General features: G+C 60.5%; 24 protein-coding genes. 14 read left to right on the top strand and 10 right to left on the bottom strand.

Annotated elements, in window-relative coordinates; all coding sequences use genetic code 11:
• The first annotated feature begins 24 nt into the window (after positions 1-24).
• From H4V96_RS18440 to H4V96_RS18430, 3 genes are all read left to right on the top strand, one after another.
• Positions 25-444: a hypothetical protein gene (locus tag H4V96_RS18440; protein WP_196854999.1), complete on the top strand. Its 420-nt coding sequence runs from the start codon at positions 25-27 to the stop codon at positions 442-444.
• Positions 445-1,085: 641 nt separating this feature from the next.
• Complete coding sequence (locus H4V96_RS18435; RefSeq protein WP_196855080.1) at positions 1,086-1,856, top strand: histone; 771 nt, start codon at positions 1,086-1,088, stop codon at positions 1,854-1,856.
• Positions 1,857-1,942: 86 nt separating this feature from the next.
• The gene (locus H4V96_RS18430) at positions 1,943-2,473 is read left to right on the top strand and encodes a YggT family protein (protein WP_280721196.1); all 531 of its coding nucleotides are present in this window, start codon (positions 1,943-1,945) and stop codon (positions 2,471-2,473) included.
• 164 nt (positions 2,474-2,637) lie between these two features.
• Here H4V96_RS18430 and H4V96_RS18425 read toward each other — a convergent pair whose 3' ends face one another.
• The 8 genes from H4V96_RS18425 to H4V96_RS18390 form a co-directional block, all read right to left on the bottom strand.
• Complete coding sequence (locus H4V96_RS18425; RefSeq protein ID WP_070346222.1) at positions 2,638-3,576, bottom strand: carbohydrate kinase family protein; 939 nt, start codon at positions 3,574-3,576, stop codon at positions 2,638-2,640.
• An 11-nt stretch (positions 3,577-3,587) separates the two neighbouring features.
• Positions 3,588-4,871: a DUF3426 domain-containing protein gene (locus H4V96_RS18420; RefSeq protein ID WP_196855000.1), complete on the bottom strand. Its 1,284-nt coding sequence runs from the start codon at positions 4,869-4,871 to the stop codon at positions 3,588-3,590.
• Between the two features lie 8 nt (positions 4,872-4,879).
• Positions 4,880-5,824, bottom strand: coding sequence for a 50S ribosomal protein L11 methyltransferase (gene prmA, locus H4V96_RS18415; protein WP_070346224.1), 945 nt, complete (start codon positions 5,822-5,824; stop codon positions 4,880-4,882).
• Positions 5,821-7,236: an acetyl-CoA carboxylase biotin carboxylase subunit gene (gene accC / locus H4V96_RS18410; RefSeq protein ID WP_010401334.1), complete on the bottom strand. Its 1,416-nt coding sequence runs from the start codon at positions 7,234-7,236 to the stop codon at positions 5,821-5,823. The genes prmA and accC overlap by 4 nt, the downstream gene beginning before the upstream one ends.
• Positions 7,237-7,337: 101 nt before the next feature.
• Positions 7,338-7,793, bottom strand: a complete 456-nt coding sequence (accB, locus tag H4V96_RS18405) for an acetyl-CoA carboxylase biotin carboxyl carrier protein (RefSeq protein WP_010401333.1) — start codon at positions 7,791-7,793, stop codon at positions 7,338-7,340.
• 90 nt (positions 7,794-7,883) lie between these two features.
• Positions 7,884-8,321, bottom strand: coding sequence for a type II 3-dehydroquinate dehydratase (gene aroQ / locus H4V96_RS18400; RefSeq protein WP_010401332.1), 438 nt, complete (start codon positions 8,319-8,321; stop codon positions 7,884-7,886).
• An 82-nt stretch (positions 8,322-8,403) separates the two neighbouring features.
• On the bottom strand, positions 8,404-8,958 hold the full coding sequence (locus H4V96_RS18395; RefSeq protein ID WP_196855001.1) for a TlpA disulfide reductase family protein: 555 nt from the start codon (positions 8,956-8,958) through the stop codon (positions 8,404-8,406).
• A gap of 19 nt (positions 8,959-8,977) precedes the next feature.
• Positions 8,978-9,616 (bottom strand): hypothetical protein, encoded by a 639-nt coding sequence (locus H4V96_RS18390; protein WP_196855081.1) that lies wholly within the window; start codon positions 9,614-9,616, stop codon positions 8,978-8,980.
• A gap of 113 nt (positions 9,617-9,729) precedes the next feature.
• Between H4V96_RS18390 and mpl the strand changes: the two genes are divergently transcribed.
• The 8 genes from mpl (at position 9,730) to corA (ending at position 18,153) form a co-directional block, all read left to right on the top strand.
• Positions 9,730-11,118, top strand: a complete 1,389-nt coding sequence (gene mpl, locus H4V96_RS18385; RefSeq protein WP_196855002.1) for a UDP-N-acetylmuramate:L-alanyl-gamma-D-glutamyl-meso-diaminopimelate ligase — start codon at positions 9,730-9,732, stop codon at positions 11,116-11,118.
• Positions 11,115-11,699 carry a YqiA/YcfP family alpha/beta fold hydrolase gene (locus H4V96_RS18380; RefSeq protein WP_010401325.1) on the top strand — a complete coding sequence of 195 codons (585 nt, stop codon included), beginning with the start codon at positions 11,115-11,117 and terminating at the stop codon, positions 11,697-11,699. Before mpl ends, H4V96_RS18380 begins: the two co-directional genes overlap by 4 nt.
• Complete coding sequence (locus H4V96_RS18375) at positions 11,696-12,310, top strand: chorismate lyase (RefSeq protein WP_010401323.1); 615 nt, start codon at positions 11,696-11,698, stop codon at positions 12,308-12,310. Before H4V96_RS18380 ends, H4V96_RS18375 begins: the two co-directional genes overlap by 4 nt.
• A 2-nt stretch (positions 12,311-12,312) precedes the next feature.
• Positions 12,313-14,409, top strand: coding sequence for an RNB domain-containing ribonuclease (locus H4V96_RS18370; protein ID WP_196855003.1), 2,097 nt, complete (start codon positions 12,313-12,315; stop codon positions 14,407-14,409).
• 131 nt (positions 14,410-14,540) lie between these two features.
• The gene (locus tag H4V96_RS18365; RefSeq protein ID WP_196855082.1) at positions 14,541-15,398 is read left to right on the top strand and encodes an energy transducer TonB; all 858 of its coding nucleotides are present in this window, start codon (positions 14,541-14,543) and stop codon (positions 15,396-15,398) included.
• Positions 15,395-16,237, top strand: coding sequence for a shikimate dehydrogenase (gene aroE, locus H4V96_RS18360; protein WP_070346226.1), 843 nt, complete (start codon positions 15,395-15,397; stop codon positions 16,235-16,237). The genes H4V96_RS18365 and aroE overlap by 4 nt, the downstream gene beginning before the upstream one ends.
• Positions 16,234-16,965 carry a monofunctional biosynthetic peptidoglycan transglycosylase gene (mtgA, locus tag H4V96_RS18355; RefSeq protein ID WP_280721101.1) on the top strand — a complete coding sequence of 244 codons (732 nt, stop codon included), beginning with the start codon at positions 16,234-16,236 and terminating at the stop codon, positions 16,963-16,965. Before aroE ends, mtgA begins: the two co-directional genes overlap by 4 nt.
• 222 nt (positions 16,966-17,187) lie before the next feature.
• Positions 17,188-18,153, top strand: coding sequence for a magnesium/cobalt transporter CorA (gene corA / locus H4V96_RS18350; protein ID WP_010401315.1), 966 nt, complete (start codon positions 17,188-17,190; stop codon positions 18,151-18,153).
• A 142-nt stretch (positions 18,154-18,295) separates the two neighbouring features.
• Here the strand turns inward: corA and hemL are convergent, their stop codons facing one another.
• Entirely contained in the window at positions 18,296-19,585 is a 1,290-nt protein-coding gene (gene hemL, locus H4V96_RS18345) for a glutamate-1-semialdehyde 2,1-aminomutase (protein ID WP_196855004.1), read from the bottom strand.
• A 62-nt stretch (positions 19,586-19,647) separates the two neighbouring features.
• The gene (locus tag H4V96_RS18340) at positions 19,648-20,505 is read right to left on the bottom strand and encodes a hydroxymethylpyrimidine/phosphomethylpyrimidine kinase (protein WP_029496667.1); all 858 of its coding nucleotides are present in this window, start codon (positions 20,503-20,505) and stop codon (positions 19,648-19,650) included.
• A 96-nt stretch (positions 20,506-20,601) separates the two neighbouring features.
• On the opposite strand from H4V96_RS18340, the gene H4V96_RS18335 reads away from it, so the two are divergent.
• The 3 genes from H4V96_RS18335 (at position 20,602) to H4V96_RS18325 (ending at position 21,663) form a co-directional block, all read left to right on the top strand.
• Positions 20,602-20,754 (top strand): rubredoxin, encoded by a 153-nt coding sequence (locus H4V96_RS18335; protein ID WP_010401308.1) that lies wholly within the window; start codon positions 20,602-20,604, stop codon positions 20,752-20,754.
• A gap of 85 nt (positions 20,755-20,839) precedes the next feature.
• Positions 20,840-21,262 (top strand): response regulator, encoded by a 423-nt coding sequence (locus H4V96_RS18330; protein WP_010401307.1) that lies wholly within the window; start codon positions 20,840-20,842, stop codon positions 21,260-21,262.
• A gap of 35 nt (positions 21,263-21,297) precedes the next feature.
• Entirely contained in the window at positions 21,298-21,663 is a 366-nt protein-coding gene (locus H4V96_RS18325) for a response regulator (RefSeq protein WP_010401305.1), read from the top strand.

Raw genomic sequence — 21,663 nt, 5'->3', positions numbered from 1 at the left:
ATTCGGACCGGCAGGCGGCGAAAAATGCGTCCGCTGTGGCAGCTAAAAGCCCCTCCAACGGGATGCAAAAATGCGTGCTTGCCTCAGCGATGCGAAGAGGCTCGCGCCTGGTTTTCGGATGCCGCCAATGAGCGTAATATCGGCCCCGAAAAATCGTTTCCGCAGACGCTGGCGGCGGCATTTGCCGCGCGATTGTGCGATAGCACGCGTATCGTGCAAAAAAGCGGGCGAAAATGTGTCGTGCCGGTTGCGCATGGACAAGGTTTTCGTGTACTTTATGAGATTGCAAATGCGAGTGTTAAGAAGCGGGGTTTTTTAACCGGCGCGGTAACGAAAAAACCTCGCAAAACAGGGATACAGATTTACACGGATATGCACAAAACCACACCGTTTTCGTCTGCCGCCGTGCCCGAATTTTTTCAGGCATGGCGGTTTTTTATTTGACGCATGGGTGTTGTGGCGAGCGCGATGCGAGGAGCGAAAAAACGCACGGCATCGAAAACGAATGACCGAATTCAGACTTTGCCACCAGCTGCGAGATTAAGCAGGGTGGCACCGACGATGGCTGAAGTGCTGCAAACGTGAGGAGTTGCAGCAGTTCAGCTGGTGCCGAATTCATTAGCGCAAACGACCGTTTGTGCCGATGAATAATTCGCCTGGTCCATCCCTGTGGTGGGTCGGACGGGTTTAAATCTTGTAGCTTAAATTTCTCATCTCAGATGAAGGAGAGACAAATGGCAACAGCCGCTAAGAAATCAGAAGTAAAGAAACCAGCCGCCAAGGCTGCTCCTGCCGCGAAGAAGCCGGCAGCCGCAGCCAAGACGGTTGCCGCTAAACCGGCTGCCAAAGCCGCAGTCAAGCCAGCCGCCAAAGCTGCAGCCAAGCCTGCAGCAAAAGTGGCAGCCAAGCCAGTAGCAAAAGCTGCGGCGAAACCAGCGGCCAAGGCAACAGCAAAACCGGCCGCCAAGCCAGCAGCGAAACCTGTTGCCAAGGCAGCGGCCAAGCCAGCGGCGAAAAAAGCCGTTGCCAAGCCGGCAGCCAAGCCAGCAGCAAAAGCTGCAGCGAAACCTGCTGCCAAGCCAGCAGTGAAAAAAGCTGCAGCAAAACCGGCAGTCAAGGCAGCGGCCAAACCGGTCGCCAAGGCAGCAGCCAAGCCTGCAGTGAAAAAAGTCGTCGCCAAGGCGGTAGCCAAGGTGGTAGCCAAGGCAGCCGCCAAGCCGGCCGTCAAGGCAGCAGCGAAGCCAGTAGCGAAAGCGGCAGCCAAGCCAGCAGCGAAGGTCGCAGCCAAGCCAGCAGCAAAAGTGGCCGCCAAGCCTGCAGCGAAGAAAGCCGTCGCCAAGCCTGTAGCCAAAGCCAAGCCAGCGGCCAAGCCTGCAGCGAAGAAACCAGCTGCCAAACCGGCAGCCAAGGCAGCAGCGAAGCCAGCAGCTAAACCAGCAGCAAAGGCGGCAGCCAAGCCAGCGGCCAAGGTAGCAGCGAAGCCGGCAGCGAAAGTTGCCGCCAAGCCCGCCGCCAAGGTAGCCGCCAAGCCGGTCGCCAAAGCAGCAGCGAAGCCTGCCGTCAAGGTCGCAGCAGCAGCCAAGCCAGCGGCCAAGGTAGCGGCCAAGCCAGTAGCCAAAGCCGCCGCCAAGCCAGCGGTCAAGCCGGCCGCGAAAGCAGCAGCGCCAGTAGCGGCCGCAGCGGTACCAGCCGCCGTGCCCGCCAAGCCAGCAGCGAAGAAGGCCGCGCCTAAAAAGGCCGTGCCGAAGAAGGCAGTTGCTGTCGCCAAGCCATCGGCACCGATCGCACCTGTAGCAAAAACCGTATTGTCACCGGCTGCTGCCTGGCCATTCCCAACCAGCACTCGCCCATCGTAATTGCTACGATACGGGTGCCTGGATGAGGCAACACGCCGCTGTGTGACTCAATCACACAGCGGTTTTTTTTTGGAGAATTAGTCGTGCTGATCGTTATTCTTACCTTGATCGTTGATACCATTGCCACCTTGCTGGGCGGCGTGTTGCTGCTGCGCTTCTGGATGCAGGCGGTGCGCGTGCGGCCCCCTTCATCGGTGGCGCAATTCACGTTTCAATTGTCCGACTGGCTGGTGCGTCCCCTGCGCCGCGTGGTACCGGGCGTGGGCGGATATGACTGGGCCAGCCTGATCGGCGCCTTCCTGATCGTGCTGCTGGCCAGCTCGATCCTGTTTGTTTCCGGCGCTCCCGTCGACGTGGTACTGCTCAAGTCGCTGCAACGCTTCCTGCAATGGATACTCTACGGTTTCATGGCTTTGCTGATCGTCGAAGCCATCTTTAGCTGGGTCAACCCGCATGCGCCGCTGGCGCCGTTTGTACGCGCCCTGAACGAGCCGCTGCTGCGTCCTATCCGCAAGGTGGTGCCGCTCGTTGGCAGCCTGGATCTGTCACTGCTGGTGGCGCTGATCCTGCTGCAGATCGCGCAAGTGCTGGTGGGGATGATTATCGTGCTGCGATGATGGTGAGGGTGGAGTAGGTCGGGTTAGCGTAGCGTAACCCGACGTCAGCACTTTGGCACAAGCCGACGTGCATATGGGGTCAGACCCGGCGGGGCAATACGTCCCAATGGGACGTATTGCGATCGCGAAGCGACCGACCCCAGCCTTACTCGGGCTTCGCTGGATTAATAGCGGTAACCGAACGCCGCTTCAAACTGGTCGGCGATGCCGGCCGGTGTAAACACATGGTTTTGCGCGCCTTGCGTGGCGATCTTGATGGCGCCCAGCAGGCTGGCCAGGCGGCCGCTGGTTTCCCAGCCCAGGTCGTTAGTGATGCCGAACAGCAAGCCAGCGCGGTAGGCGTCGCCGCAGCCGGTCGGGTCCAGCACTTCCTTGGCGACCACGACAGGAATGTCGATGCGCTTGCCATCCGTATAAATCTCCGAACCTTTTTCGCCGCGCGTGACGATCAGCGCCTCCAGGCGGCTGGCGATGTCCGGCAGGGTCAAGCCCGTGCGTTCCATCAACATTTCCATTTCATAGTCGTTGGCCGACACATACGTGGCTTTGTTGATGAAGTCGATCAACTGTTCGCCATTGAAACGTGGCAACTGCTGGCCTGGGTCGAACATGAAGGGGATGCCCAGTTCGGCCAGATCGGCGGCGTGCTTGAGCATGCCAAGGTCGCCGTCGGGCGAAATGATGGCGACCTTGGCCGGGCCCGCATTGGCGATCGGGTTTTCATGTGCAAACGACATGGCACCGGGGTGGAAGGCATTGATCTGGTTATTGTCCGCATCGGCCGTGACGAAGCATTGCGCGTTGTAGCTGTCGGCCTTGATCAGGATGTTGGCGGTGGAAATGCCCAGCTTTTGCAGACGTTCCAGGTAGGCGGCGCTATCCTGGCCCATGACGCCGACGATGCGCGGGTCGCCGCCCAGCATTTTCAGGCTGTAGGCGATGTTGCCCGAGCAGCCGCCGAACTCCGTGCGCATGGTCGGTACGAGGAAGGACACGTTCACCTTGTGCAATTGGTCGGCCAGCAGCGATTCGCCGAAGCGGCCGTGGAATTGCATGATGGTGTCGGTGGCAAGCGAGCCGCAGATCAACGAGGTTTTTGTCATGATAGTGTCACTTAAGGGTAAAAGATGGCGATACGGTAACCAGACGCCGTGAGCTGGTCTAATGCAAAGTACAGTTTGATAGTTTGTTCCGAGCGCGCTGCAAAACCCAGGCTGATGTCGATCTCGGCCGGCAGATAGTCGCGCGGCGCGATCACGCGGCGCAACAGCGGCTTGTCGTTGGCGTCGTTGAGTATCAGCTCGATGTGGGGCCACGCTTGCACGCTGCGGCCCTGGTTGCGCAGCAGCGAGACGTAGGAAAAGGTTTGTTCCTTGATGGTTTGCAATTCACCTTGTTCGATGGCCAGCGCCTCGATCTGCGCTGGCAAGTCGACTTGGCAGCCATTGAGCTTGCACAGCGCGACCAGAGCTGGCTTGTACTGTGGGAATTGCGCCGCCAGTCGATTGCGGAAGGTGCTCATCATTTGTAGTAATAACAGCAACAGCAGCAGCACCGAAGCGATGGCCATGCTCACGCGCAAGGCCTTGCCGCTCTGTTCGCGGCGCCGTCCCTGGATCACAAAGGCTGGTTCGTCGCCGACTGCGGCCATGGTCGTTTCTGTGGCTGTGGCCTGTATCGCTGGCTCGGGCGCAACAGGGGCGGGCAATGGTTCAAAGGCGTGCTCGGCCAAGGTCGGTTCCAAACGCGTGGGCGCGGGCGCGACGCGCATAGGCCTGTGCAGGCTCACTTTGTCGGCCACCGGCAATGCTTGGGCCAGCGGGGCTGGCGCCGCTTCCAGATTCGGCTCGCGGCGGCTGTCGCGCAAATAGGTGGCGAAGGCGGGCGCGTCATCGACCTGGCGGCGCTTGAAGGGCGCCATCGGCTGGGGCAGCGGCGCTTCGGGTGGCTCGGCTGCTGCAACGACAGGGGCAGCGTCCATGACAGGGGCGGCAGCAGGGACAACGACAGGGGCGGCAGCCAAAGCGGCGTCTGGCGCAGCGATGTCAAAGTCCAGTTCGAGGTGTACGTCGTCGTCTTCGTCGTCCTTGCGCTGCGCCGCTTCCGGCAAGATGCCGAACGGGTCGAACGAGGTGTCGAAGTCGAGAGAATAAATGGGTTCGTCGTCCATGGTGGACGGCAAGCTGTTGTCGGTCGGGGCTATGCCCGATAACGTGGCGGCAGTGCCAGGGCCCGATGTCAAGAACGGCGATGCTGCAGCTGGATCGACCAGCGCGGCATTGCCGTCAAAGACTTCCCTGCACGTGCCACAGCGTACGATACCCCCACGCAACTTCAATTGGTCAGCGGCGACCCGAAATATCGTGTTGCAATGGGGGCATTTGGTGGCGAGGGCCATTGCTGTGCTTATGCACCTTCCGCGCGGGGCGCAGGCGCTTGCGTGCTACCCAGGCTGCCATGCAGGGCCACCCAGCCATCTTGCTCGGCCCAGACACCCAGCGCGATGAACGGTGCGTAGGCAGCCGTCACTTCTTCCACCTGGCGTGCCAGCACGCCGGACAGGATCAGAGCGCCACCGTCGGCAACTCTGCCAGAGAGCATCGGTGCCATCAGCTGCAATGGACTCGACAGAATATTGGCGACGACGATGTCAAATTTTGCCGTGGCGTGTGCCGACGTGGCAAACGTGTCTGGCAAGAAATATTCGATCTCGCACTGGTTGCGTTCGGCATTGTCGCGCGCCGATTCGATCGCTTGCGGGTCGATATCGACGCCCGCCACTGTTTGCGCGCCCAGCTTCTTGGCCACCATGGCCAGGATGCCGGAGCCGCAGCCGTAGTCAAGCACGCTCTTGCCCGGGGCAGGATGCGCTTCCAGCCACTCCATGCACAGGCGCGTGGTCGGATGGCTACCCGTGCCGAAGGCCAGGCCCGGGTCCAGTTCCAGGATCAGGCCGGCAGGATCCGGTGCCTCGTGCCAGCTGGGCACAACCCAGATATTCTTGCCGATGTGAATCGGCGCGAATTGCGACTGGGTCAGACGCACCCAGTCCTGCTCTTCCACGGGGCGCATGGTGAACGCTGGTGCCGTTGCCATGCCGATAGCTTCGGCTGCGGCAGCCACGATTGCGGCCTGGTCGGCGTCGACGTCGGTCAGCGCCACCACGCGGCTGCGTTCCCACGCCGCTTCCTTCGGTTCCATGCCGGGCTCGCCAAACAGGGGCTGCTCGGCATCCGTGCCTTCATCGGCGTCTTCCACCGAGACCGACAGGGCGCCGGCTTCCATCAACGCGTCAGACATGGCTTCGGCATTGTCACGCGCGATTTCTATGACGATTTCTGTCCAGCTCATGCGCCCGCCTTGATTTCAGATTTCTTGGCGATGCTGGGGCTGCCACCATTGAGGTTCTTGCCCAGGTCCGGCATGTCGGCCAGTTTCTGTTCCAGATAGTGAATGTTGGTGCCGCCTTCGATAAAGCGCGCATCGATCATCAGTTCGCGGTGCAGGGCAATATTCGTGCTGATGCCTTCGACCACCATTTCGGACAGGGCGATCTGCATGCGGCGGATTGCTTGCTCGCGCGTGGCGCCGTAAGCGATCACTTTGCCGATCATCGAGTCGTAGTGGGGTGGCACGTAGTAGCCGGCATAGGCGTGCGAGTCGACGCGGATGCCGGGGCCGCCCGGCGCGTGCCAAGAGACGATCTTGCCTGGCGATGGCGTGAACTTGAATGGATCTTCGGCATTGATGCGGCACTCGATGGCGTGGCCTGACAGCAAGACGTCACGCTGGCGGAAACGCAGTTTTTCGCCAGCGGCGATGCGGATCTGCTCTTGCACGATATCGATGCCGGTGATCATTTCGGTGACCGGATGCTCCACTTGCACACGGGTATTCATTTCAATGAAATAGAACTCGCCGTTTTCGTACAGGAATTCAAACGTGCCGGCGCCGCGATAGCCGATCTTGCGGCAAGCTTCGGCGCAACGGTCGCCAATTTTTTCGATCAGCTTGCGTGGGATGCCCGGTGCCGGCGCTTCTTCGATCACTTTCTGGTGGCGGCGCTGCATGGAGCAGTCGCGCTCGCCCAGCCAGACGGCGTTCTTGTGTTCGTCGGCAAGGATCTGGATTTCCACGTGGCGCGGATTTTCCAGGTACTTCTCCATATACACTTCAGGGTTGCCGAAAGCCGTGCCGGCTTCCGTCTTGGTCATCGCCACGGCGTTGATCAGGGCCGCTTCCGTGTGCACCACGCGCATGCCGCGTCCGCCACCGCCACCGGCAGCCTTGATGATGACCGGGTAGCCGACCTTGCGGGCAATTTGCACGATCGCTTTTGGATCATCCGGCAACGCGCCTTCCGAGCCGGGAACGCAGGGTACGCCAGCCTTGATCATGGTTTGCTTGGCCGACACTTTGTCGCCCATCAAACGGATCGATTCGGAGCGCGGGCCGATGAAGACGAAGCCCGATTTCTCGACGCGTTCGGCAAAGTCGGCATTTTCCGACAGGAAGCCATAGCCTGGGTGAATCGCTTGCGCATCCGTCACTTCAGCGGCGCTGATGATGGCGGGCATGTTCAGATAGCTCAGGGACGACTGTGCCGGGCCGATACAAACGGATTCGTCGGCCAGCTTGACGTATTTTGCGTCCTTGTCGGCTTCGGAGTGGACTACAACCGTTTTGATGCCCATTTCGCGGCAGGCGCGCTGAATACGGAGGGCAATTTCACCACGGTTGGCAATCAGGATTTTTTCAAACATGGTAGGTTCGCGTATGTCTGTGAGAGCCGGCGAGCCGGCGAAACAACAAGTGTGAGGGGCTAAAACTGCAAACGGCCGTTGCCGGCCGTGTGGACTGGGTTTTAGCCGATCACAAACAAGGGTTGACCGAATTCGACCGGTTGGCCGTTTTCGACCAGGATCTGGGTCACGACACCGGCTTTATCGGAGTCGATTTCATTGAGCAGCTTCATCGCTTCGATGATGCACAGGGTATCACCTTCCTTGACGGTAGCGCCCACTTCAACATAGGCGGCGCTGCCAGGAGCGGAGGAGCGGTAGAAGGTGCCGACCATGGGCGACTTGACCACATAGCCCGTTGGCTCGGCGGCCACCACGACGGCAGCGGGCGCGGCAGCTGGTGCGGCTGGCTGGTAGTGGGCTTGCATGCCTTGCGGCTGCATCATGACCATCTGGTTTTGCGGCATGGCCGACGATTTGACGATGCGAACCTTGCTTTCGCCTTCGGTCACTTCCAGCTCTGCGATATCCGATTCGGCGACCAGGTCGATCAAGGTCTTGAGTTTTCGTAGATCCATGTAAAACCCCTAGGAATGTAGTTTGTTTTATGAGTGATGCGGTGATGTCCAGAACCTATCGCCGCGCTAAATGCGTGCAGATCGCGTAGATTAACGTTTTTTAAGCGCAAAGTCGATGGCAAACCGATATCCATCGAATCCCAGGCCGCAGATCGTTCCCTGCGCGATCGCGCTGAGAAATGAGTGATGTCGAAACGTTTCGCGTTGATAAATATTCGAGATATGGACTTCCACGAACGGTATGGCGACCCCGGCCAGCGCATCGCGCAAGGCAACGCTGGTATGGGTCAGGCCGCCCGGATTGATGACGATGGCATCGATCCCTTCGGCTCGCGCAGCGTGGATGCGGTCGATCAGTGCGCCTTCATGGTTGCTTTGAAAGCAGACCAGGTCGGCACCAGCGGCCATGGCTTGCGCCATTGCTGCCTGCTCGATATCGGCCAAGGTGCTGGCGCCGTAGACCTCAGGCTCGCGCGTTCCCAGCAAATTGAGGTTGGGACCGTTGAGCAGAAGGAGGTTTTTTGCCATGTATGGAAGACCGTTTTAGCGAAAGTTCCGCATTTTGCCGCCAAAGATACGCATTGGCAAGAGAAAAAAGCACGCTCCGAATTTACAATTTATCCAGATCGGCACGTAACTGATCAAATTTCAAGCGGCCCAGATAGGTCTTTTTGACTTCGCCATCGGCGCCGATCAGCACCGTAAAGGGCAAACCGCCCGTGGCATTGCCGAAATGACGCGACAAGTCGGTACCGCTCAGGCCGGCAACATACACCGGATAGGCGATCTTGACTTTGTTGGAAAAAGTGGCAATGTTACTTGCTGAATCGACACCAATGCCGATGATTTGCAGGTTTTTCGCCGCATAGTGCCCTTGTACTTCGGATAACTCCGGCATTTCTTCCACGCAAGGAGGGCACCACGGCGCCCAAAAATTGACCAGCAAATTCTTGCCTTTCCATTGCGACAAGGCTTGCGTGGCGCCAGTCGCGTCCGGCAGTGACAGCGCATACAGTTCCTTGACGGGGCCCGTCGCGCCTGGCGCGATGGTTGTCGTCTGCGGTCCCGTGTCTTTCTTTTTTTCCTTGCTCAAGCCGACGTAGGCACCCATGCCGCCGAACATCAGCGCCACGATGGCGCAGGCGATCCAATTCTTTTTTGTCATAACTTTATCTATATCAATATTAGTCGGCAGCCGGCACGCCATCGGCGAGGCTGGCGGCCAGCAGGCTGCGCAGCCCGGTGATATCGGTGCGCAGCACTTTTCCATCGGCTTTCGCTTTCAGGGCGCCGCGCATGTCGTCGAGTTCATACATGGCTGCGTGCACGCCCTCATTTTTCCATAAGAAACTGGCCGTCTCGACCGCATCATAACGCGCTCCTTTGAAATGCGGGCTTTCCGACATGTCGAGCACGACATTTTTATTCAACAGGAAGATGTGGATTTCTTTGGCGCTCTCGGCAAACAGCTGCAAGTAGATCTCGTCGTGGGGGCCAGCCGTACCGTTCAGCACGGGCCCGCTGAGCAGGGGATGAAATTGTTGCAACGCTTGCATGACCTGCAGCGCGATCGTGCGCAACTGGAACAGGCGCGCCGGCTGGCTGTCGGCCAGGAACAGGGCATTGTATTGCCGCACCTGTGCCTCGATCATATCGTTGTCAGGTAGTACATTGGCCAAGTTCGGCGCATCGCCGAGTATCTGCCGCGCCGCCTTGCGCTTGGCACTGCCATAGTCGGCGCCATCGTGCGCCACGAGGCGCGCGGCAGCGGCAGCGATTTCCAGGCGCAACTGGGCGCTATCGTCAAATGCATCGTTCGTCATGCGCATGATGATACTCCGAAGCGGGAAAAGTCATGGCGTCAGGTAAAATCGCGTACTTGCTGTTTTTTATTTCACCGTCTTACTTACTAAGCGTGCACCTTCGCACTGATCACATGCATATTCATATTCTCGGCATTTGCGGTACCTTCATGGGCGGCCTGGCCGTGCTGGCCAAGGAGGCTGGTCACAAAGTTACCGGTTGCGATGCCAACGTCTATCCGCCGATGAGCACCCAGCTGGAATCGCAGGGAATCGAACTGATCCAGGGTTTTGATCCGCAACAAACCAAGCTCAATCCGGATTTGTATGTGATTGGCAATGTGGTTTCGCGCGGCAACGCGCTGGTGGAAGAAATCCTCAACCGCAGCTTGCCCTATGTCTCCGGCCCGCAGTGGATAGGCGAACATATCTTGCGCAATCGGTGGGTGCTGGCCGTGGCCGGCACGCATGGCAAGACGACCACGTCTGCCATGCTGGCCTGGATCCTCGAAGACGCCGGCTACGCGCCCGGTTTCCTGATCGGTGGCGTGCCGATGAACTTTGGCATTTCCGCCCGCCTCAGCGGCAAGATCGACGGCAAGAGCGTCGATTCGGACTTCTTCGTCATCGAAGCCGATGAATACGATACGGCCTTCTTCGACAAGCGCAGCAAGTTCGTGCATTACCACGCGAAGACGGCCATCATGAATAACCTGGAATATGATCACGCCGACATCTTCCCCGATCTGCACGCGATCGAGACGCAATTCCACCATCTGGCACGCACCGTGCCCGGCATCGGCCGCCTGGTCTTCAACGGCGACGAAGCGTCGCTGCAGCGTGTGCTGGCGCGTGGTTGCTGGAGTGAAACGGAAAGTTTTGGCCAGGATGCCAACTGGCAATTGCAAGAACAGAGCGATGGCAGTTTCGACGTCTATTTCAATGGCCAGCAGGCAGGCCATGTGGCGTGGGCGCTCACGGGCAAGCACAACCGCAGCAATGCGCTGGCGGCCATCGCCGCCGCGCGCCACGTGGGCGTGCCTATTGCCCAGGCGTGCGCCGCGCTGGCCAGGTTCGATAGCGTCAAGCGCCGCATGGAAGTGCGCGGCGTGGTCAACAACATTACCGTATATGACGATTTCGCCCATCATCCGACGGCCATCGCCACCACGGTGGGCGGGCTGCGTCAAAAAATACGCCAAATCGCCGGCAAAAGCGGCCGCATCCTGGCCGTGCTGGAGCCACGTTCGAACACCATGAAGCTGGGCGCCATGAAAGATGCGCTGCCGGGCAGCCTGAACGATGCCGACCTGGTCTTCGGTTTCGGCAGCCATGCTGCGCTGGGCTGGAGCCTGGGCGACGCGCTGGCGCCGCTGGGCAAGATTGCCAGCGTCTATGAAGATATCGATACCCTGGTCGCCGCCGTGGCAGCGAGCGCCCGTCCGGGCGACCAGATCGTCGTCATGAGCAACGGCGGCTTTGGCGGCGTGCACCAGAAATTGCTGGAAGCCCTGGGCCGATGATTCTGTACCTGCACGGATTTCGTTCGTCGCCCCTGTCGATGAAGTCGCGCCTGCTGGCCGCGCAGATGCAGGCGCTGGGCCGCGAGGCAGAGTGGCTATGTCCGCAATTGCCGGCCTCGCCCAAGCTGGCCATCGAGCTGGCCTTGATGCTGGTCAAGGACGTGGCGCCGGGCGAGTTGACGATCATCGGCTCCTCGCTGGGTGGCTATTACGCCACCTGGCTGGCCGAGCAACTCGGCTGCCGCGCCGTGCTGCTGAATCCTGCCATCGTGCCCCTGATCGACCTGGAGCAGCATGTGGGCGTGACGACCGAGTTCCATTCGGACCAGCCATTCGAGTTCAAGCGCGAGTATATCGACGAACTGCGTGCGTTTGCCGTAGCGGAAATTACTCAACCACAACGCTACTTCCTGATTGCCGCCAGCGGCGATGAAGTGCTCGACTACCGCGACATGGTGGCGCATTATCCGGGGGCGCAGCAGTGCGTCATCGATGGCAGCGACCATGGCATCAGCGAATTTTCTGATTACCTGGCACCCGTGCTGGCATTTTGCGGTATCACTGCGGACGCCGCCCGGTGAGGCCCGGTTCGCTGCGCCAGGCGCAATGGCATGCGCACGTCAACGCCGTCCATGCGCCGGCCGCCTTGCGCCACTGGCTCACGGCTGGCGGCTCGCTGACGGCCAAGTTGAAAGCGCACAGCCAGGCATTTCGCGTGCAATGTTTGCATCAGGAAACGGCGCGTTGCCTGAATGACGAGGCCGCCATCATCGGTCTACACCGCGCGGGCCGCGTATGGGAGCGCGAAGTGTTGTTGCGTTGTGATAACAGGCCGGCCGTGTTTGGCCATACCGTCGTGCCCATGCAGGCGACGGCCACGGACTGGCCTTTGTTTTCCGCGCTGGGCGAGCGCTCGCTGGGCACGACGCTGTTCGGTGACCGCATGGTGCGCCGTGGCAGGCTGGAATTTGCCCGCTTGCGCGCCAGCCACCCGCTGGTGCAGCGGGTGCAGGCAGCGCTGGCACGGGACGGGCAGGGCGTCGACGAGAAGGCGCTGTTTTTTGCCCGCCGCTGCCTGTATCAGCGTCACCAGGGATTGCTGCTGGTAACTGAAGTATTTTTGCCGGCGGTGCTAGAGTTGACATCGTTCACTCGCACCGTTGCAACCGACACATTAATAAACAAAGCATAATAATGAATCTATTTTTTGAAGAATCCGGCGATTTCAAGGTCGGCACGGTCCTGTCACAAGCGGGTGAGGCGTATCAAGTGGAAATGGCCAGCGGCAAGCGCACCAAGGTCAAGATCAAGGATGTGTTGCTGCAGTATGAAAAGCCGGCCCCGGCCGAGCTGCTCGAGCAAGCCAAGGCCCTCGCTGTGGATATCGACCTCGATTTCCTGTGGGAAGTGGCGGGCGAAGACGAGTTCGGCTTTGTCGAGCTGGGCACCGAGTATTTCGGCCACGCTCCCTTGCCGCCGGAAGCGGCCGGCCTGATCCTGGCCCTGCATTCGGCACCCGTGTATTTTTACAAAAAGGGCCGTGGCCGCTACAAGGCGGCGCCGGAAGCGTCCTTGAAGGCGGCATTGGCCGGCATCGAAAAGAAAAAGCAGCAGGCGCTGGTGCAAGCGGCGTATGTGGAAGAACTGAAACAGAACCGCTTGCCCGCCTCGATGCAGCCCATGGTGCTGCAACTGTTGTTCAAGCCCGACAAGAACACCATCGAATACAAGGCGCTGGAAGCGGCCTGCACCGAGTTGCACACCACGCCGCCGCGCCTGATGCTGGCCGTCGGTGGCATGACGTCGCCGAAAGACTTGCACCTGTCGAAATTCCTCTTCGAAAATTTCCCCAAGGGTGCCGGCTTCCCGAGCGTGCCTGTGCCTGCCGTGACGGCCAAACTGCCGCTGGCCGACGTGGCCGCCTTCTCGATCGACGACGTGACCACTACCGAGATCGACGATGCCTTCTCCGTGCAGACGCTGCCCGATGGTACCGTGAAAGTGGGCATACATATCGCCGCGCCGGGCCTGGGCATACGCCCGGATGATGTGATCGACAAGATGGCGCGCCAGCGCATGTCGACCGTCTACATGCCGGGCGACAAGATCACCATGCTGCCCGACGAAATCGTGCAGGCTTTCACGCTCGCGGAAGGCACGACCTGCCCGGCCCTGTCGCTGTACGCGACGCTGGACCCGAAAGCCGACTGGGCCGTGGTCAGCACGCAGACGCGCGCCGAGCTGGTGCCGATTGCCAGCAATTTGCGGCATAACCAGCTCGACGACCTGGTCAACGAAGAAACCCTGGCCAGCGGCGAGGGCGAGTACCCGCACAAGGCTGATTTTGCCGTGCTGTGGCAATGGGCGCAGCAATTGGAGCAGGGCCGCATGAAGAAACGCGAAGCGTTTGGCCTGAAGCCGGAACAGAATAACCGCGTCGATTTCAACTTCTATGTGGAAAACGATGTCGTCACCGTGGCCCGCCGCAAGCGTGGTGCGCCGCTCGACAAGATCGTCGCTGAACTGATGATTTTTGCTAACAGCAGCTGGGGCAAGATGCTGCACGAGCACGGCGTGCCTGGCATCTATCGCAGCCAGGGTGGCGGCAGCGGCAATAGCTGGGCGGCAAAGATGCAGGTGCGCATGGTCACCCATGCGGCGCCGCACCAGGGCCTGGGCGTCGATCAATATGCGTGGAGCACCTCGCCCTTGCGCCGCTATACGGACTTGGTGAACCAATGGCAAATCATTGCCTGCGCCGAGCATGGCGTGACGGCACCCCTGGTGGCGCCGTTCAAGCCGCGTGACGCCAACCTGTTCGCCATCGTCTCGGCGTTTGACGCAGCGTATGCGGCGTATGGCGATTTCCAGTCGAACATGGAACGCTACTGGTGCTTGCGCTGGCTGCACCAGGAAAATGCGCGTCAGGTCGATGCTGTCGTGCTGAAAGATGAAATCCTGCGTCTGGTCGACATTCCGCTGGTCATCAAGCTGCCGGGCATGCCAGCGGTGGCGCGCGGCGCCCAGGTGAAGCTGGACTTGCTGCGCTGGGATGAGGTCGACCTGAGCATCGAAGCGCGCCTGCTGGAAATCGCCGCCGCGCCCGATGCGGCGACCGATGCCGCACTCGACTACGAGGAAGAGGCGGGTGATCAAGACGCCGAAGACGCCGAAGACGCTGACGTGGCGGCCGTAGCCTCGCCGGAAGCGGCGAACCAGGTCAGCGACGCCGATGCGCAAGTGGCGCAACTGCTCAGCGAAGACGTGGTCAGCGAGCCTGAGCTCAAGTAAAGCCGCCGTCAGGCCACAAGGCGGTGCTGAAAACTGTTGCCGGCACCGCCCTTTGACGTAGAATTGAGCACATTTTGTGCTTGTTGCGAACTGGGTTGCGCGTGAAGTCTTTCCGAGAGTATCGTTTCTTGATGATCGCCGTGGCGGTATCGCTGCTGGCGCACGGCGTCTTGCTGGCGATGCATTTTGTCGCGCCTGCCCCGCAGCGTGCGGTGGCCACGGATCCCGGCCTGGAAGTGATACTGGTCAATGCCAAGCATGCCAATAAACCGCTGCAGGCCGAGGCCCTGGCGCAAGCCAATCTCGATGGCGGTGGCCAGGCCGACAAGGGCCGCGCCAAGTCGCCCTTGCCCGACATGCGCAAGGTCGATGAGGGCGACAGCGTCAAGGCCAGCGCCCGGCGCATCGCCGAGTTGGAGCAGAAGCAGCAGGAACTGCTGACGCAGACGGCCAAGGCTACCCCTTACAGCGCCGCGCCCGTCACGGAAAAGGACAAGCCCAATCCCTTGGCCAGCGGTGCGGATTTGATGGAAAGCAGCAAGGCCATCGCGCGCATGGCTGCCGAGATCAGCCAGACCGTGGAAGACCAGAACAAGCGTCCCCGCAAGACCTTCATTACGCCCAGCACGCAGGAGGTTGGTTATGCCATGTATTACAAGACCTTGCAAAAGCGTATCGAGGAAATCGGTACCCTGAATTTCCCGCAAAAGAATGGCCGCAAGATGTATGGCGAACTGGTCGTATACATTCCCGTCTTCCAGGACGGCACGATTTACCAGGTGGAAGGTGGCGCCCGCGTGGAGAAAAGCTCGGGCAACCCCGCGCTGGACGCTGCCGCCCTGGCCATCGTGCGCCGCGCGGCGCCGTTCGGCCGTTTCCCCCCGAATATGTTGTCGAGTGATAAAGATGACCTGTGGGTTGTCATCACCCGTTTCAAATTTACCCGCGAAGAAAAAATGGAAGCTAACCTGACTGGCGGCAGCAATTGAACAAGCAAACGACTCATCCTGATCAGTATTGTGTATTTGGCAACCCTATCGCCCACAGCAAGTCCCCGCTGATTCACGCCGCCTTTGCCCTGCAGACAGGCCAGGCGATGGCCTATGAACGCCGGCTGGCGCCGCTCGATGGCTTTGCCCTGGCGGCCCGCAGCTTCGCAGAAGAAGGGGGCAAGGGCGCGAACGTGACGGTGCCATTCAAGCTCGATGCGTGTGCATTTGCAAGCGAACTGACGCCGCGCGCCAGGGCGGCAGGCGCTGTCAACACCCTGCGTTTCGATGGCGACACCATTCTTGGCGACAATACCGATGGCGCTGGCCTGGTGGCCGACATCGTGCGCAATGCGGGCGTGGCCATCGCCGGCAAGCGCGTACTGTTGCTCGGTGCGGGCGGTGCGGCGCGCGGCGTTGTGTTGCCGCTGCTGGAGCAGGCGCCGCTGGAACTGGTCATTGCCAACCGCAGCGTGGCCACGGCCGAGGCGCTGGTGGCGCAGTTTGCCGATGCGGCGAGTCATCCTGAGCAGCTGCGTGCCGGTGGCTTCGCGTTGCCCGAAGGTGTTTTCGATATCGTCATCAATGCCACCTCGGCCAGCCTGGCGGGCGATTTGCCGCCCGTGCCCGCGCACGTCTTCGGCAGCCACACGCTGGCGCTGGACATGATGTATGGCGCCCAGCCCACCGTCTTCATGGACTTTGCCGCACAGCATGGCGCGCACGTGCGCGATGGTTTGGGCATGCTGGTCGAGCAGGCGGCGGCAGCGTTTTACGTGTGGCGCGGCGTGCAGCCGCAGACGCAGCACTTGCTGGCGCAATTGCGGGGCAGCCTGTGAACGTCGGCAAGAAGGGCGCGCGCAAAGGTGGTAGCGGCAGCCGCTATGGCTGGATCAAGTGGCTGTTCATCGTGCCGGTGCTGGCCTTCATCGTCGTGCAACTGTATTTTTTCCTGCAAATCTGGTGGTGGGTCGACCACAATCCGTCCAGCACGGCCTTCATGCGCGAACAGTTGTCTGTCTTGCAGGACAAGAATCCGAATGCCGCGATCGAGCAGACGTGGGTGCCATACAAGCGCATCTCGAACAACTTGAAACGGGCCATCATCGCTTCGGAAGATGCGAATTTCTCCGAGCATGAAGGGGTAGACTGGGAGGCTTTGCAAAAGGCCTACGAAAAGAATAATAAAAAGCAAAAGGTTGTGGCGGGCGGCTCGACTATCACACAACAGTTGGCGAAGAATCTGTTCCTCTCCGGTTCGCGCAGCTATGTGCGCAAGGGCCAGGAGCTGATCATCACCTACATGCTGGAAAGCCTGATGGAGAAGCAGCGCATTTTCGAGATTTATTTGAACGTGGTGGAATTTGGCACCGGCATCTTCGGCGCCGAAGCGGCTGCGCGCCACTATTACCACGTCAGTGCCGCGGGTCTGAGTGCGGCGCAGGGAGCGAAGCTGGCCGTGATGCTGCCGAACCCCCGCTTTTATGACCGTCACCGTGATACGGGCTACCTGAACCGGCGCACGGGCGTGATCCTGCGCCGCATGGGGGCGGCCGAACTGCCTTGATGGCGGTCTGATTTGTGCTCATAAAATCAATGATGTATTTTTAGAACTATTGTGGCGCAGCATCTTAATCGGCACGCTTGCTGCAAGGCCGCACTTTTTCCGTGAAAAAGCGGTGCTGGGGGGTGGTCGTGAAAAGGCCTTTGCGGGTACACTTGCGCTGTTTTCATTTTTGGCGCCAGCGCCAGCACATCACGATAACCCAACATCCGGCTGAGAGCGCGCATGATCAATGTCTTTGTATTACAGAATGGCCGGCTCAACCAGGTGCCGATCGACAGCCGCGCAGACCTCGAAAATGCCGAACCGGTGTGGGTCGACCTGACCGACCCCACCGATGATGAACGGGCCTGGGTCAAGGCTATCTACAACGTCACCCTGCCGGGCGAAGACGAAGTCAAGGATATTGAAGCGTCGGCCCGCTATTACGAAGCGGAAAACGGCGACTTGCATCTGCGCACAGACTTCTTGCGTGAAGAAGACGACGGTCCGTCGCGCGTCATTACCGTGGCGTTCATTCTGGCCCGCAAGATTCTGTTTTCCATGCATACGGACGACTTGCCCGTGTTCCGCCTGGTGCGCATGCGCGCCCGTTCGCGGCCAGGCTCGATTGCCGACTATATGGATGTGCTGCTCGACCTGTACGCCACCGACGCCGAATATTCGGCTGACGTGCTCGAAGGCATCTACCAGAACCTGGAAGAAGTCAGCACGCGTGTGCTGCAAAAGGAATTTACCGATGCGCACGCCGCCGAAGCGTTGAACGCGATTGCGCACGAGGAAGACTTGAATGGGCGTATCCGCCGCAACATGATGGATACGCGCCGCGCCGTGAGTTTCCTGATGCGCGGCCGCTTGCTCAATTCCGAGCAGTTCGAGGAAGCGCGGCAGATTTTGCGCGACATCGAATCGCTGGACGGCCATACCTCGTTCCTGTTTGACAAGATCAACTTCCTGATGGATGCCACCGTCGGTTTCATCAACATCAACCAGAACAAGATCATCAAGATCTTCTCGGTGGCCAGCGTGGCTTTCTTGCCGCCTACCTTGATCGCCAGCGTGTACGGCATGAACTTCAAGCTGATGCCGGAACTGGAATGGTCGTTCGGCTATCCATGGGCCTGGAGTCTGATGATTACCAGCGCCATCGCGCCCTTCCTGTACTTCCGCCATCGCGGCTGGCTAAAATAAGTCTTCTGCGCCGCGACGCGTCTGCGTCCTGGCGTCGCCAGCTTGCGCCTCCGGTATGGCGCCAGGCCGATGCCTGGTGCTGCAAGATAGCGTCACGGGCGTGACGGCCGCGGTGCCGGACACCGCCGCCGTCTGATTGCGCTTACGCTAATTGAGCAAACACCTTGCGCGCGGCGGCGATGGTGGCGTCGATGACGGCATCGTCATGCTGCGCCGAGACGAAGCCGGCCTCGAAGGCGGCTGGCGCAAAGTACACGCCTTCGTCCAGCATGGCGTGGAAGAAGGCATTGAACTTGCTGCGGTCGCCTGCCATCATTTCTGCATAGCTGGTCGGTGGCGTGGCGCTGAAATAAATGCCGAACATGCCACCGATGTAGTCGGCGCAGAAGACTACGCCAGCGTCTTTTGCGGCGGCAGTCAAGCCTTCGGCCAGGCGCTTGGCGGTGGCGCCCAGCCGCTCGTAAAAGCCTGGCTGCTGGATCAGTTTCAAGGTCGTCATGCCGGCCGCCACGGCGACCGGGTTGCCCGACAGGGTACCTGCCTGGTAGACGGCGCCCAGAGGTGCCATATGCTGCATCAGCGCCGCGCTGCCACCGAAGGCCGCCACCGGCAGGCCGCCGCCTATCACCTTGCCCAGTGCGGTGAGATCAGGTTTGATGCCGTACAGTTCCTGCGCGCCGCCCAGGGCCACGCGCAAGCCGCACATGACCTCATCGAAAATGAGCAGGGCGCCGTGCTGCGTGCACAGATCGCGCATCGCCTGCAGAAATTGCGGCGTGGCTTTCACCAGGTTCATGTTGCCGGCCACGGGTTCGACGATGACGCAGGCGATTTGCGCGCCGTAGCTGTCGAAGGCGTCTTTCAGCTGCTCCACGTTGTTATAGTCGAGTACCAGCGTATGCTTGACGAAATCTTCCGGCACGCCGGCCGAGGTCGGGTTGCCGAAGGTGAGCAGGCCGCTGCCTGCCTTGACCAGCAGTGAATCGGCGTGGCCGTGGTAGCAGCCTTCGAATTTGACGATCTTGTCGCGTCCGGTGGCGCCGCGCGCCAGGCGCAGGGCGCTCATGGTCGCTTCCGTGCCCGACGATACCAGGCGCACTTGCTCGATGGAGGGCACCAGGCGCGTGATTTCCTCGGCCATCAGTACTTCGCCTTCGGTCGGTGCGCCGAACGACAGGCCCAGCGCGGCTGCATCTTGCACCGCCTTGACCACTTCCGGATGGGCGTGGCCGACGATGGCCGGGCCCCACGAACCGATGTAGTCGATATAGCGCTTGCCGTCTGCATCCCAGAAGTAGGGGCCTTCGGCGCGTGTGATGAAGCGCGGCGTGCCACCGACGGAGCGGAAGGCGCGCACGGGCGAGTTGACGCCGCCTGGCGTGGTTTTTTGTGCGCGGGCAAACAGGATGTCGTTCTGTGAAGTCGTCGTCATGATAATCGTGCCTTGAAAGTGGATCGTTGTCTGTGTCGTCTGATCTGTGCTGATTGCTGTATTTATTGGCTGGCGCGCTGGCGCTGCTGCTGGAACTGCCGGTTCGGCACCAGCTTGCCCATGCCGTGGCGCTGCGCGTGGGCCAGCGCGCCGGTAGTAAATTCCTGCGCCGCCACGATCACCTGCGGCACATCATCTTCGTTTTCAGCCAGCGCCAAGAGGGCGGTGGCCGCCGCCGACAGGGTGCTGCCGGCGCCGTTGAAGATGCCCGGCAGGTGTTGCCATTCATCGTGGCGCACCACGCCGTCCTCGCCGAACAGGGTATTGGCGCGCAACTTGCCTTCGGCCGTGCCGGACTTGCTGGCATTGGCCGGCATGCCGGTGACGAGCACGTATTCGCAGCCCAGGGCGACCAAGTAGTCGACATCGTTCTGTAAAGTATCGTCCGGGTCGGCATCGCGCCAGGTTTCGGCCAGGCGCTCCAGTTCTACCGGCGAGAGCACCAGCAAGGTCGTTTGCGGGATCAACAACTGGCGCACCGCAGTGAGGATGTCTTCGTCGTCCATGCCCTGTTCCGGCAAGGCTGAAATGAAGGGATCGAGGATCAGCGGCACGTTCGGATAGTCGGAGACGATTTCGGCGATGGCCGTGACGTTTTCCACGCTGCCCAGCGCGCCGATCTTGATGGCCGAGACGGACATGTCTTCCAGCAGCACGCGTGCCTGGTCGGAAACCCAGTCCGGGTCGACTGCCTGCACGTCTTCCACGCGCGCCGTATCGCTGATCAACAGGCCCGTGGTGACCGACAGGCCATGGCAGCCGAAGGCTGAAAACGTGGCCAGGTCGGCCTGTATGCCGATCGCGCCGACCGGATCGGACACGCCGAAGCTTAATATGAGGGGAGAAGTTTGGTTTTGCACGGCGGGTAGATTAAGATACCTAATTCAGCATTTTACTTGATTGAAGGGTGGCAGAACGTGAGTAGCAACGAAACAACGCAGCAATTCCAAACGTGGATGTGTCTTATTTGCGGCTGGGTTTATGACGAGGCGGCCGGCCTACCCGACGAAGACATCGCGCCCGGCACGCGTTGGGCCGATGTTCCGATGAACTGGACCTGTCCCGAATGCGGTGCGCGCAAGGATGATTTCGAGATGGTGGCGCTTTAATTAATCCAGACCCCGGGGATGGTGCTGCCGCATGCTGGTATCGCGGCCGCTTGTGCTATCGTATGAAAGATTGTCGAATAATCACATGACGCGTCCCTTCCTGCCCGAGGCGCCGTCCGATGCCGCGTGCGCCAGCGTCACAATACTGCTGATCGACGACAGCGCTACGAGCCGCAGCGCGGCCGAAAGGGTCTTGCGCGAGGCAGGATATCGCGTGGTGGTGGCGGAAGACGGCTTCGTGGCTCTGGCCAAGATCGCCGACTGCCAGCCGGCGTTGATCGTGTGCGACATCGTGATGCCGCGCCTGGACGGCTACCGCACGTGTGCGCTGATCAAGTCCAGTGCGGCTTTTCATGCCACGCCGGTGCTGATGCTGTCGTCCAAGCAGGGATTGTTCGACCGTGCGCGCGGCGCCATGGCAGGCGCCAGCGCTTGCCTGGTCAAGCCGCTGACGCGCGAGGCGCTGCTGGAAGCCGTGCGGCTGCACCTGGCCAGGCATTTTGAGTAAGTAGTTTATTGATTGACAACGCAGCAAGGAAGCAGATGGCCATACACACAATTCTGATCGTCGATGACTCGCCGACAGAACGCTATTACCTGAGCGAGATGCTGGTGCGTGCCGGTTATGCCGTCGTCACGGCGCAGGACGGTGCCGACGCGTTGGCGCAACTGAAACAGGCCAGGCCTGACCTGATCCTGATGGACGTGGTGATGCCCGGTGCGAATGGCTTCCAGATCACGCGCGCGATTGCCCGCGATCCCGAACTGCAGGACGTGCCGGTGTTTATCTGTTCCAGCAAGAGCCAGGAAACGGACCGCATCTGGGGCTTGCGCCAAGGCGCCCGCGATTACCTGGTCAAGCCGGTGGTCGAAGCCGAGCTGCTGGCCAAGATCGCTGCGATTTCCTGA

The organism is Janthinobacterium sp. CG_23.4, from assembly GCF_029892305.1.
In the GTDB taxonomy this organism is placed as follows: Bacteria; Pseudomonadota; Gammaproteobacteria; order Burkholderiales; family Burkholderiaceae_D; genus Janthinobacterium; species Janthinobacterium lividum_D.
The sequence above is the reverse complement of the archived record's forward strand: the minus strand, read 5'-3'. Positions and strand labels throughout refer to the sequence as shown.